The sequence below is a fragment of the Albidovulum sp. genome, assembly GCF_008933605.1.
Classification (GTDB): Bacteria; Pseudomonadota; Alphaproteobacteria; order Rhodobacterales; family Rhodobacteraceae; genus Albidovulum.
On record NZ_WBUS01000006.1, the window covers coordinates 39,742 to 51,778 of the forward strand.

The window sequence follows — 12,037 nt, forward strand, 5'->3', positions numbered from 1 at the left end:
TCAGGAGGAACACCATGAACGAATTGACGCAGATCGCGGGCGAATACCGATCGCCCTTCAAGACCCGCTACGACAACTTCATTGGCGGTCGCTTCGTCCCGCCGGTGGCGGGAACCTATTTCGACAACATCACGCCGATCACGGGCGCGGTGGTCTGCGAAGTCGCCAGGTCCGGCGCCGCAGATGTCGAGCGCGCGCTCGATGCGGCCCATGCCGCCCGGGAAGCCTGGGGCACGACCTCGGCCGCGGATCGCTCGAACATCCTTCTGAGGATCGCCGACCGCATGGAAGAGAACCTCGACCTGCTGGCGCAGGCAGAGACCTGGGACAACGGCAAGCCCATCCGCGAGACGACGGCGGCCGACATCCCGTTGTCGATCGACCATTTCCGTTACTTCGCCGGTGTGCTGCGCGGCCAGGAAGGCACCATGTCGGAGATCGACGCCGACACCGTCGCCTATCATTTCCACGAACCGCTCGGCGTGGTCGGCCAGATCATCCCGTGGAACTTCTCGATCCTCATGGCGGCGTGGAAACTGGCGCCCGCACTCGCGGCGGGCAACTGCGTCGTGCTGAAGCCCGCGGAACAGACTCCGGCGGCGATCATGGTGCTTGTCGAACTCATCGCCGACCTCTTGCCCGACGGCGTGCTGAACGTCGTGAATGGAATGGGCCCGGAGGTCGGCGCCCCGCTGGCCACGAGCCCCCGGATCGCCAAGATCGCCTTCACCGGCTCGACCGAGACCGGCCGGATCATCATGAAGGCCGCGACCGAGAACCTGATACCGGTCACGCTGGAACTGGGCGGGAAGTCCCCGAACATCTTTTTCTCGGACGTGATGGCCGCAGACGATGCCTTCCTCGACAAGGCGGTCGAAGGCTTTGTGCTGTTCGCGTTCAATCAGGGCGAAGTCTGCACGTGTCCGTCGCGCGCGCTGATCCAGGAAGACATCTACGAAGCGTTCATCGCGCGCGCCATCGAGCGGGTGAAGGCGATCAAGCAGGGCGATCCGCGCGACATGTCGACGATGGTCGGCGCCCAGGCAAGCCGGGAACAGCAGGACAAGATCCTGTCGTATCTCAGCATCGGTCGCGCGGAAGGCGCGCAGGTGCTGGTGGGCGGTGATGCGGCGCACTTCAAGGGGGATCTGTCGGGCGGATTCTACATCCAGCCGACCATTCTCAAGGGCCACAACAAGATGCGGGTGTTCCAGGAGGAGATCTTTGGCCCCGTGGTCTCGGTCACGACGTTCCGGACCGAAGACGAGGCGCTGCAGATCGCGAACGACACGATTTACGGCCTCGGGGCAGGTGTATGGACGCGCGACGGTACCCGCGCCTACCGCTTCGGTCGCGCCATCGAAGCCGGCAGGGTCTGGGTCAACAACTACCACGCCTATCCGGCGCATTCGGCCTTTGGCGGCTACAAGCAGTCCGGCATCGGGCGGGAGACGCACAAGATGATGCTCGACCATTACCAGCAGACCAAGAACATTCTGGTCAGCTATAACCCGAACAAGCTCGGGTTCTTCTGACCCATGGCGTGAAACAGCGCGCGGCGGCCCCATTCGGGCCGCCGCCCAGCTCTCGGCACGCGCGCCCTTCGCGTCACACCTCGCTCAGCGCGACCTTCATGTCCTTCACGAGATAGATGGTCTCGCCATCCGCTTCCACCCGGCCATCGGCCACACCCATGGTCAGGCGACGGGTCTGTACCGCCTTGGTGAAATCCACGTAGTAGGTCAGCATCCTGCGGTCGGGCCGCACCATGCCGGTGAGCTTCACTTCGCCCACGCCCAGCGCATAGCCGCGCCCCTGCCAGCCGCGCCAGCCGAGGTTGAACCCGGTGAGTTGCCAGAGCCCGTCAAGCCCGAGGCAGCCGGGCATGATGGGGTTGCCGGGGAAATGACACTCGAAGAACCAGAGGTCCGGACGAATGTCGAATTCGGCAACGACGTGACCCTTGCCATGCTCTCCGCCGTCGGCCGAGATGTCCGTGATCCGGTCCATCATCAGCATCGGCGGCGCCGGGAGCTGGGCATTGCCGGGTCCGAACAGTTCTCCCCGCGCGCATTTGAGGAGTTCTTCCCGCTCGAACCTCGTCGGATAACTCGCCATTCCGCCTGCCCCTCGTCGGCTGCACATTTCCGACCCTCTATCATCCGGCTCCGCCACAGGGCAAGGCCACTGCCGGGCCGCCATCGTGCGAAACGGATTGAATTTCCGCCCAACTCCGGCCTATAAAACGACCCTGAGGCAGAGAATGGAGCGGCAGTGGCGCAAGCGGCTATCGAGACGGTGACGGATCAGATTGCCTCGGCGCGCGGGGCGCGCTGGCTCACGCGGGCAGGGCTGAGGCCGACGCGCCAGCGGCTGGTGCTTGCCACGCTCCTCGTGGGCGACGGTCAGAACCGCCATGTGACCGCAGAAAGCCTGCATGCAGCCGCCACCGCGTCGGGCGAGCCGGTGTCGCTGGCGACCGTCTACAACACGCTCAGGGCCTTCTGCGAGGCCGGGCTCATCAACGAGATCTCGGTTGACGGCAGCCGTAGCTATTTCGACACGAGGCTCGACGATCATCCGCATTTCTTCTGGGAAGAAGAGGGTCGCCTGGTGGATGCCCCGGCGGAGGATCTGAAGATCGCGCGCCTTCCCGACCTGCCGGAAGGGGCAGAGCTTGCGCGGGTCGACGTGGTCATCCGCCTGAAGCGCTGCTGATCATCCGGGGCAAGCTTGCGCTCCTGCCCGCGACGGGCACGCATCCAACACTGGAGCCTAAGCCGCAGCGGGAAGCCGACGCGCCCCCGGCCTGGGGTTGGCCGGGGGCGCGGGGGCGTGGGAATTCACGCGGGAAAGGACCAACCGGTCGGAAGCGGTCCGGCTTGATCGGGAAAGGGCTTTGGTTCGAAAGGACTTGCTGAAAGGTGGGGTGTCGGTTCAACGGATGCCGGTGATGTCCTCCAGATCCCCACGGGTGAGGCCGATGTCGCGCAGCAGCCGGTCGTCCAGGTCGGAAAGCCCGCGGATCGAACGCGCGACCGCGCGCCGTTGCTGGCGGGCCTCGAACCAGTCGCCCAGAAGCGCGAACAGGCGTGTGCTTCGGCGCTCTGTCGGTGCGGGGAAGAGGAATGTCTCGCTCATCATGTTTCCTTCACTCCTGAAATGCTTTCGTGCTCGCTCGGGGCTCCGACCCGCAAAATATCCGGGACCGGCCTGTCTTGGGTCTTGGCGCTCTCCGGTCAAAACCCGGCTGGCGTCATCTCCGGCAGTTGACGGGATGGGACCTGAAAGAACGTGTCCCGGCCGAGCGAACAATCGTTACTGGAATGTCGAGACTTGTAACGTTTCTTTCAGAATATGTCCGTTGCATCGGCTGGCATGACGTTGCGTCATCATGCAATCCGTTGCAAATTGTTGCATGCTATGGGCCTGAGGGGAGCGCGATGCCTCGGCGGGCCCGGACGGTGGAGCGTGCAGCACCATGATGAAGGAAACAACCGCCCGTCTCGGCGAGCGGCTTAGCCTAGCTCTCAAGACGATCAACGTGTCGCCTGCGGCGCTCGGCGCCGCTGTCGGCGTGGACAAGTCCGTCGTCTCCCGCTGGCTGTCTGGAAAGGTCCGGCCGAGCGGTCACAACCTGACCCGGATCGCGGTGGAGATCGCGCGGCACCGGCCCGGATTCTCCACGCTCGCCTTGGAGGGGTCTGACGAGGAGTTCCGCCGTGCGCTCGACCTTGCGGTACAGGGCGTGGCAAGCGGGGCCGCGCAGGGCCCGCCCGGGGACCCGTCGGTTCTGCCGATCCCCTACGACCTGGTGAACGCGTCCCGTAACGAGGTCGCGCGGCGCGGGGACGAGTACTTCGGCCATTACGACGTCCATTACTGGTCCTTCACCCAGCCGGGCCGGATCGCACGTCTCGCGCTGATGCTCAGGCCCGCGCAGGGGCTGATCGAGGCACGCTACGGCGCCCGCGGGTTCGAGTTCCGCGGCTGGGCCCTTCTCCTGCAGAACCGGCTTTATATTCAGTTGGCCGAACTGCGCCACGACGCGATGCTCTACTTGGTCACGAACGCCGGTCAGCAGCCGAGGGCTGCGCTGATCAGCGGCATCATCCTCGGACCCAGCGACGGCAACCTCATGCCCACCGCATCGGGCGTGATCCTGACGCGCGCGGGCGAGATCGAGGGCCGGATCGATGCGGACGACCGCGCCTTCGAGGCACGCGCAGACGGCGACCCCTTCGCGGGCGGCGACGCCACCCCGGCGACCGTCCGCGATCTGCTCGAATCGCTCCGGCCGGGCGGTGCAGGCGCGGCCCAATGGCTGTTCCGGGTGAACTATCTGGACGGCGGTAAGGGACTTTAGGCGGTGCCTGTCAGAACCACTGCCCGGGCTCCATCAGCCCGAGGTCCATCAATTGCCCCGAGGTCCAGTCGAAGCGGACCGAACCGTGCCACGTGAAGGTCGGGATGTCGAAGGAAGAGCCGGGGTTCGCCTTCAACGCCTTCGCCGCGCGGAACGAGACCACCGCCGCCGTGAGGTTGTGGTGCCACGGACAGGCATAGGTGTTGTATTCTTCGACGTTGAACGTGTGATCGTCCCGGAGCGTGAGCCCCTTCGCGGCGCGGAAGAGCGCGATGCGGTCGATGCGGCGCCGGGCCTTCGGCACATGTTCCTCGAATCGCCAGCGAAGGCCGCCGAAGAAATCGAGCTGCCGTTCCCTTGGATGCCCCGTCTCGGGGTCAGGCCGGGCAAGCGCGTAGTAGCCCGAGCGGTCGAGCATCGCCTCCTCGCGGCTGACACCGCCGGGGTGCCGGCCAAGGTCGGGGGCGTAGAGATCGACGACGTAGGCCAGCATGGCATCGCGCCGTTCCTCGGCATGGAAGGTCAACATCTCTCCCACCGTCCGCGACTCGCAGAAAGGGAAGAAGAGGTATTCGGCGTTGTGGCCGTAGTAGATCCAGGTCTTCGCCGGCGCCGCGACGATCACCGCATTGACCGCAGCCGCGACGGCGCCTTTCGCGAGCGTGTCGTGGCGTATCCAGGTCGCGGCCGCCGCGATCTCTTCCGGGATCGGCACGGCATCAGGGATGAAGACCACGATCTCGCGGAAGCCGAGGCCCGCGTGGTGGAGGACGGTGGAAGCGATCTCTACCGGGTCCTCGACGAAGAGTAGTGCAACCGGACCCGTGGCGAGGCACGCCGCGCCCCGTGTCAGGAAGTCCTTGAGCGAGGCAAAGGTCATCGCGGCTGTCCTCTTGCGTCGGGCACGAGGGTCGGCGATGGCAGGGCGGAATGCAATGCCCCGGTGCCGGGTCCGTCCGGCGCCTCCGGCTCGCCCGCATCGAGCGGTTGCAGGAGTTCCGCCACGAGGCCGCGCAGCCAGCGGTGGGCCGGGGCGCGCGCGGCACGACGGTGCCAGACCATGCAGATCGTCGCCGCCGGAAGAGGCATCGGGGGAATGCAGACCCACAGGCCCAGACGTGGCGCCATGGCTTCGGCGAGCTGACGCGGCAGAAGCCCGACGAGGTCGCTTTCGGCCACTGCACGGCAGACGCCTGAGAAGACCGGCACCGTCATCGCCACGCGCCGCTTGCGGCCGACTGCGGCAAGCGCGGCGTCGCCCATGGCGCTGACCCTGCCCTCAGGCGAGAAGAGTACATGTCCAAGGTCGCAAAAGAGGTCGGTCGGGACGACGCCGCCCGGTGGAACGCCGGCGGCGAGAAGTCGTGGGTGCCCCGCCCGGGCGACCATGCGGAAGCTCGAACGGAACAGCCGGGCGTGCTCCGCCCATTCCGGAAAGGTCGTTTCGGGCACCAGGACGAGATCGGCGCGCTGGCGTTCGAGCGTGGCGACGTAGTTCTCGGGCACCAGGTCGACGAGCTGGACGAGGAGCCCGGGCGACCGCTGCGACAGCGCCGCACCAAGCGCGGGCATCAGCATTTCGGCGAAGAAATCTGACCCGCCGATGCGGAAGGCACCCGACGCGCGCGCCGGATCGAATGTTTCGGGGCCGGCGATGAGGTCCTCCGTCCGGTCCAGAATCTCCCGCAGGGAAACCTCGAGGCTCAGCGCATGGTCGGTGGGCACCAGTCGCTGCCCGTGCCGGACGAAGAGTGGATCGCCGAGCGCGTGACGGAGGCGTCCGAGCGCGGCAGAGGTCGCAGGTTGCGAAAGCCCGACCCGCGTCGCCGCCCGTGTCACGGAGCTTTCGCGCAACAACGCATCGAGTACGCGCAGCAGGTTGAGGTCGAAGGTCGATATATTCGCCATGTGGATATTAAATCTACAATTAATCAATTGGTCAAATGACTACGGCGCGGCCATTCTCGCGGCATCCGACGCATGACACGGAGTTGAACGATGCTCGACGCCACCCTCGGTCCCGGCACGATCGACTGGAACGGCACGCTCTACCGCATGCTCCTGGCCCCTGCCGAGACCGGCGGCGCCATGTCCATCGTGGACAGCCTCTCCCCCGCCCGCTCGGGGCCGCCGCGCCATGTCCACCACGCCGAGGACGAGACTTTCGTGATCCTCACCGGCGAGGTGACCTACTGGCTGGAAGGCGAGACCTTCGCGCGCGGGCCCGGCACCAGCGTCTTCGTGCCGCGGGGGCGGGAACACACGTTCCGCGTGACGGGCGACGCCCCGTCGCGGCATCTCGTCATCCTCACCCCCGGCGGGTTCGAGGGCTTCTTCGCCGACATGGCGCAAGGGCACTTCCGGATTCCCGAGGACATGCCGGCAATCCTGGAATCGGCCGCGCGCCATCACCTGACGTTCACCGGCCCGCCGCTCGCGGCCTGACCGGTTGCCCGGGGGGCGGGTTCGGGTGTAGGAAGCGGGTCGCGATCCCGCGCCATCCCGAAAGCGACCCTGCGTGACCAAGAAGCTCTTCATCAAGACCTACGGCTGTCAGATGAACGTCTATGACAGCGAGCGCATGGCGGAAGCCCTGGGCGCGGAGGGCTATGTCACGACCGAGGTGGCGGAGGAGGCGGACATGGTGCTGCTGAACACCTGCCACATCCGAGAGAAGGCCGCAGAGAAGCTCTATTCCGACCTCGGGCGGCTCAAGCCTCTCAAGGTGGAACGGCCCGACCTGAAGATCGGCGTGGCGGGTTGCGTCGCGCAGGCCGAGGGCGAGGAGATTTTGCGCAGGATGCCGCTCGTCGACCTTGTGGTGGGGCCGCAGAGCTATCATCGCCTGCCTGCGATGGCAAAGCGGGCCGAGGCGGGGGAAAAGTCGGTCGATACCGACTTTCCCGAGGAGGACAAGTTCGACCACCTGCCGGACCGGCCGAAGGCGGCGGTGCGGCCGACCGCCTTCCTGACCGTGCAGGAAGGCTGCGACAAGTTTTGCGCCTTCTGCGTAGTGCCCTACACCCGCGGCGCCGAGATCTCGCGTCCGGCGGAACGGGTGCTGGCGGAGGCGCAGGGCCTGGTCGGCAAGGGCGTGCGCGAGATCACGCTTCTTGGCCAGAACGTGAACGCCTACCACGGCGCAGGTGCCGACGGCGACTGGTCGCTTGCGCGCCTGGTGCGGGAACTGGCCCGGATCGACGGGCTCGACCGCATCCGCTACACGACCTCGCACCCCAACGACATGACCGACGACCTCATCGCCGCCCATGGCGAGGAGCCGAAGCTGATGCCCTACCTGCACCTGCCGGTGCAGTCGGGGTCCGACCGCATCCTGAAGGCGATGGCGCGCAAGCACCGGGCGGAGGACTACCTGCGGCTGGTCGAGAAGATCCGCGCCGCGCGGCCGGACATCGTGCTGTCGGGCGACTTCATCGTCGGCTTCCCCGGAGAGACGGAGGCGGATTTCGCCGCCACGCTCGACCTGATCCGTGCGGTGAACTACGGCATGGCCTATTCCTTCAAGTATTCCGCCCGCCCGGGAACGCCGGCGGCGGAAAGGACCCCGGTGCCGACCGATGTGGCCGACGCGCGGCTCCAGACCGTGCAGGCCCTTCTGACGGAACAGCAGCGCGCGACGCAGGCGGCGATGGTCGGGCGCGAGGTCTCGGTTCTCTTCGAGAAGCCCGGAAGGCTTCAGGGGCAGATGGTCGGCAAGTCCGACTATCTGCACGCCGTGCATGCGAAGACGGATGCCACCCCGGGCACCATCGCGCGCGTGAGAATCACCGGCTCCGCACCCAACTCGCTGGCCGGTGAGATCGCCTGACCGCGCGGCACCGCTCAGGCGCATTGTTGGTCAAGGGCGGAAGGATCACCCATCCGCATCCATTTCTGTTTCCCCTTTAATAACAGTGAGTTCGTAATCGGCAGGTTCGATCCGCGGCTCTCTCTGCTATGATGCCCAATGGGTGACGAAGGGACCTGCCGCACTGTCAGCGGCCGTCCCGCAAGCTTTGGGGGCTGGGGTGAGAGTTCCGAAAACGGCTGTGGCGCGGGCGTTTGCCTGCGCGTTTCTCTGGGCATCCGCGGCCGCACCGGTCGTGGCGCAAGGCGAACGGATTCCTGCCGAACGCTACCGGCCGGCGCTGGCGCAGACACCGGACGGCTGCCAGGTCTGGATGATCGACGACGGCTGGGAAGGCTATGCCTGGAACCGGACCGACCGGAACGGCAAGCCCGTCTGCATGAAGGTCGAGACCTGCCTCGTCGCCAGCGCCGACACGCTCTTCGCCACCGACAGCGCCACCGTCCGCCCGGCCGAGGCCGAGCGGCTCAGGGCATTCTTCCGGCAGGAGGGCGTCTGGTCCTACGGCATCCATGGCCACACCGACGCGCGCGCCTCGGACGAATACAACATGCGCCTGTCGCAACGCCGTGCGAACGCGGTGGCCAAGATCGCGCTCGGCGCCGGCGCGCGGGTGGCCTCGGCCAACGGCTTCGGCGAACGGATGCCCGTCGCCTCCAACGCCACCGCCGCGGGGATGCAGACGAACCGGCGGGTAGAGATTGTCTGCTACCGCGAGATCGGGAGGTATTGAGATGGACGCGCGCATCCTGATGCTCGGTGCGGGCCTCGCGCTTTCGGCCTGCGTCAAGACCGACCACAGCGTCGACCGTTTCATCGACAGCGGACAATTGGCGCAGAAGGTGAAGTGGGGTATCTACGTCGATCCCGACGGCTGCGATGTCTGGATGGCCGACGACGGGATCGAGGGCTATTCGGTCCTGCGCCTCGACCCGCGGACGGGTGAGCGGGTCTGTTCGGGCGTGCTGCCCAAGGGCTACGCAGCCGGCCACAAGCGCGGCTCGCCCATTCCCGATCCCATCTGATCCGACGGGAAATCGAGCGGAAGCGGCGGCAACCCTGCAACGCGGGCAATTCTTTTCGCGCGACGCCACAATTCTGTGCTGATCTCTTGCTTTGATCGGGAGGGAGAGTCACGATCCCTTCCAGGATCGCTTCCTTCGAGGAGACTTGCTTGGGCATCAGCGCCTTGACCCCGCCGCCGCGTCCCGAAGACCTGCACGAGACATTGCTGGAATTCGCCGACAATCGCTTGCTGATCGACCTGTGCGGAGAGTTTGACCGCAACCTGGCGCAGATCGAACACCAGCTCGGGGTGCATATCCTCAGACGCGGCAACCAGGTCGCCGTGGTGGGGACAAGCGAGGCGCGCGCCCGGGCGGCGAATGTCCTGACCAATCTCTACGCCAGGCTTCAGACCGGGCGGCCCATCGACGCCGGCGAGATCGACGGCGCGATTCGCATGGGCGAGGGCGGGCGGCTCGACCCGCCGAGCCTTGACGAGCAGCTCGAGATGTTCGCGGGCGGTCGCTACGAGATCCGCACCCGCAAGAAGCAGGTGGAGCCGCGGACCGAAGCGCAGAAGGCCTATGTCAAGAACCTCTTTTCCAACGAACTCGCCTTCGGGATCGGCCCGGCGGGCACGGGCAAGACCTATCTCGCGGTTGCGGTGGGCGTGACGATGATGATCGGCGGCCACGTCGACCGTATCGTCCTCAGCCGCCCGGCCGTCGAGGCCGGCGAACGGCTCGGCTTCCTGCCCGGCGACATGAAGGAGAAGGTCGATCCGTACATGCAGCCGCTCTACGACGCGCTGAACGACTTCCTGCCCGCCAAGCAGGTGCAGAAGCTGATTGAGGAAAAGCGGATCGAGATCGCGCCGCTGGCCTTCATGCGTGGCCGGACGCTCGCGAATGCCTTCGTCGTCTTGGACGAGGCGCAGAACGCCACGACCATGCAGATGAAGATGTTCCTGACCCGTCTGGGCGAAGGCTCGCGCATGGTGGTCACCGGCGACCGCACGCAGGTTGACCTGCCGAAAGGCACCGCCTCGGGCCTGGCCGATGCAGAGCGTATCCTGAAGGATGTGAAGGGCGTGAGCTTCAACTACTTCACCGCGAAGGACGTCGTGCGCCACCCGCTTGTCGCACGCATCATCGAGGCCTATGACCGCGACGATGGAGCCGCTGGTTGAAACCCTGACCGAGGACCCGCGCTGGGAGGCGTTCGGGCTCGGCGCGATGGCCGACCGGGCAGCGCATGCCGTCCTGGCCGACCAGGGCCTTCCGGCGGAGCGCTTCCTTGTCAGCCTCCTCGGCTGCTCCGACACCCGCATCGCCGAACTGAACGCCGACTTCCGCGGCAAGCCGCAGCCGACCAATGTCCTCTCCTGGCCCTCGGACGAGCGCGGCGCCGGGGAGGACGGCGGCGCACCGTGCCGGCCGGACCCGGGGACGATCGAGATGCCGGAGGAGCTTGGCGATATCGCCATCGCCTGGGAGACCTGCGCCCGCGAAGCGCAGGATCAGGGCAAGTCGATGTCCGACCATGTCGCGCACCTTCTCGTGCACGGGCTGCTGCATCTGCTGGGCTATGACCACCTCCGCGATGGCGACGCCGCGTTGATGGAGGCCGCCGAAGTGCGCATACTTGCAAAACTGGGTCTTGCTGACCCATATGAGTGAACCGGCGCGGCAACCGCGACGGGCAATCTGGAAAGGACCAATGGGCGACAGCTTGGACGGGTCTACGGTGGCGCAGGAGGCGCCCGACCCCTCGGACAGTAGCGGGCAGCGCGGCTTCTTCGGCCGGATCATCGACGCCCTCTCCCCTTCGGAAAATGACCGCGACGAGACGGCCGCAGTGGTGGCAGATGCGCCCCGCCCGGCCCAGGCCGCGCCGCTTCCCGGCATCGGCAACCTTCGCCGGATGCGGGTGGAGGATGTGGCGATCCCCAAGGCAGAGATCGTCGCCGTGCCCGTGAACGTCTCGCTCGACGACCTCGTCGCCGCGTTCCGCGAAAGCGGCTTTTCGCGTCTTCCGGTCTTCAAGGGGACGCTCGATAGCCCGGTCGGACTCATCCACCTGAAGGACCTCGCGCTCAACCAGGCGTTCACCGACCCGAAGCCCCGCTACAACCTGCGCAAGATGCTGCGCCCGCTTCTCTACGCGCCGCCGTCCATGCCGATCGGCGTCCTTTTGCAGAAGATGCAGACCGAACGGATCCACATGGCGCTCGTGATCGACGAATATGGCGGGGTGGACGGGCTGGTGACGCTCGAAGACCTTGTGGAGACGGTGATCGGCGAGATCGAGGACGAACACGACACCTCGGAAGACGGGCTCTGGCACGAGGAGAAGCCGGGGCAATACATCGTCCAGGCCCGCGCGCCGCTCGCGGAGTTCGAATCCGAGATCGGCCTGAAGCTCGCCGCGCCGGAGGAGGATGCCGAGATCGACACGCTCGGCGGCTTCGTCTTCATGCTGTTTGGCCGGGTGCCTGCGCGCGGCGAGGTGATCCCGCACGAGAGCGGCACCGAGTTCGAGGTCATGGACGCCGATCCCCGCCGGATAAAGCGGCTGAGGGTGCGCCTGCCGCAGGCGAAACCCTGACCATGGGCGCCAGCCTGCGCGGTCTCCTCGGGCGCGACGCCCGGCCATCCGCGCGGTCTATTGCCCTTGCCGCGTTCGCCGGTGCCGCCGTGGCGGCCGGGCAGGCACCCTGGGACCTGTGGTTCGTCGCCCTCCCGGCGCTTACGCTTGTGACCGCGCTCGTGACGGCGGAGCGTCGCGCCGCCCGTCGC

Annotated in this window: 15 protein-coding genes; 11 read left to right on the top strand and 4 right to left on the bottom strand. The window is 66.6% G+C overall.

What is annotated here, in order from left to right:
• Positions 1-14: 14 nt before the first annotated feature.
• Positions 15-1,535 (top strand): aldehyde dehydrogenase, encoded by a 1,521-nt coding sequence (adh, locus tag F9K34_RS01720; RefSeq protein ID WP_291334817.1) that lies wholly within the window; start codon positions 15-17, stop codon positions 1,533-1,535.
• Positions 1,536-1,608: 73 nt separating this feature from the next.
• Here adh and fabA read toward each other — a convergent pair whose 3' ends face one another.
• Complete coding sequence (fabA, locus tag F9K34_RS01725; RefSeq protein WP_291334818.1) at positions 1,609-2,118, bottom strand: bifunctional 3-hydroxydecanoyl-ACP dehydratase/trans-2-decenoyl-ACP isomerase; 510 nt, start codon at positions 2,116-2,118, stop codon at positions 1,609-1,611.
• Between the two features lie 180 nt (positions 2,119-2,298).
• Between fabA and irrA the strand changes: the two genes are divergently transcribed.
• On the top strand, positions 2,299-2,718 hold the full coding sequence (gene irrA / locus F9K34_RS01730) for an iron response transcriptional regulator IrrA (RefSeq protein ID WP_291334833.1): 420 nt from the start codon (positions 2,299-2,301) through the stop codon (positions 2,716-2,718).
• A gap of 219 nt (positions 2,719-2,937) precedes the next feature.
• Here the strand turns inward: irrA and F9K34_RS01735 are convergent, their stop codons facing one another.
• Positions 2,938-3,141 (bottom strand): DUF1127 domain-containing protein, encoded by a 204-nt coding sequence (locus F9K34_RS01735; protein ID WP_291334820.1) that lies wholly within the window; start codon positions 3,139-3,141, stop codon positions 2,938-2,940.
• Positions 3,142-3,481: 340 nt separating this feature from the next.
• Between F9K34_RS01735 and F9K34_RS01740 the strand changes: the two genes are divergently transcribed.
• Positions 3,482-4,366 (top strand): helix-turn-helix domain-containing protein, encoded by an 885-nt coding sequence (locus tag F9K34_RS01740; protein WP_291334822.1) that lies wholly within the window; start codon positions 3,482-3,484, stop codon positions 4,364-4,366.
• 10 nt (positions 4,367-4,376) lie between these two features.
• Here the strand turns inward: F9K34_RS01740 and F9K34_RS01745 are convergent, their stop codons facing one another.
• Positions 4,377-5,246, bottom strand: a complete 870-nt coding sequence (locus F9K34_RS01745) for a glycosyltransferase family 2 protein (protein WP_291334823.1) — start codon at positions 5,244-5,246, stop codon at positions 4,377-4,379.
• Positions 5,243-6,274 (bottom strand): LysR family transcriptional regulator, encoded by a 1,032-nt coding sequence (locus F9K34_RS01750; RefSeq protein WP_291334824.1) that lies wholly within the window; start codon positions 6,272-6,274, stop codon positions 5,243-5,245. The genes F9K34_RS01745 and F9K34_RS01750 overlap by 4 nt, the downstream gene beginning before the upstream one ends.
• A 90-nt stretch (positions 6,275-6,364) precedes the next feature.
• On the opposite strand from F9K34_RS01750, the gene F9K34_RS01755 reads away from it, so the two are divergent.
• The 8 genes from F9K34_RS01755 to F9K34_RS01790 form a co-directional block, all read left to right on the top strand.
• Positions 6,365-6,811, top strand: a complete 447-nt coding sequence (locus tag F9K34_RS01755) for a cupin domain-containing protein (RefSeq protein ID WP_291334825.1) — start codon at positions 6,365-6,367, stop codon at positions 6,809-6,811.
• Positions 6,812-6,884: 73 nt separating this feature from the next.
• A complete protein-coding gene (miaB, locus tag F9K34_RS01760; RefSeq protein WP_291334826.1) occupies positions 6,885-8,195 on the top strand; it encodes a tRNA (N6-isopentenyl adenosine(37)-C2)-methylthiotransferase MiaB in 1,311 nt (436 codons plus the stop codon).
• Positions 8,196-8,394: 199 nt separating this feature from the next.
• Positions 8,395-8,967, top strand: coding sequence for an OmpA family protein (locus F9K34_RS01765; RefSeq protein ID WP_291334827.1), 573 nt, complete (start codon positions 8,395-8,397; stop codon positions 8,965-8,967).
• A gap of 1 nt (position 8,968) precedes the next feature.
• Positions 8,969-9,259, top strand: a complete 291-nt coding sequence (locus tag F9K34_RS01770) for a hypothetical protein (protein WP_291334828.1) — start codon at positions 8,969-8,971, stop codon at positions 9,257-9,259.
• Positions 9,260-9,408: 149 nt separating this feature from the next.
• On the top strand, positions 9,409-10,428 hold the full coding sequence (locus F9K34_RS01775) for a PhoH family protein (protein WP_291334829.1): 1,020 nt from the start codon (positions 9,409-9,411) through the stop codon (positions 10,426-10,428).
• Positions 10,412-10,918, top strand: a complete 507-nt coding sequence (ybeY, locus tag F9K34_RS01780; protein ID WP_291334834.1) for an rRNA maturation RNase YbeY — start codon at positions 10,412-10,414, stop codon at positions 10,916-10,918. Before F9K34_RS01775 ends, ybeY begins: the two co-directional genes overlap by 17 nt.
• Positions 10,919-10,958: 40 nt before the next feature.
• A complete protein-coding gene (locus tag F9K34_RS01785) occupies positions 10,959-11,846 on the top strand; it encodes a hemolysin family protein (protein ID WP_291334830.1) in 888 nt (295 codons plus the stop codon).
• A gap of 2 nt (positions 11,847-11,848) precedes the next feature.
• On the top strand, positions 11,849-12,037 hold a 189-nt coding region (locus F9K34_RS01790), incomplete at its 3' end, for a hypothetical protein (RefSeq protein ID WP_291334831.1).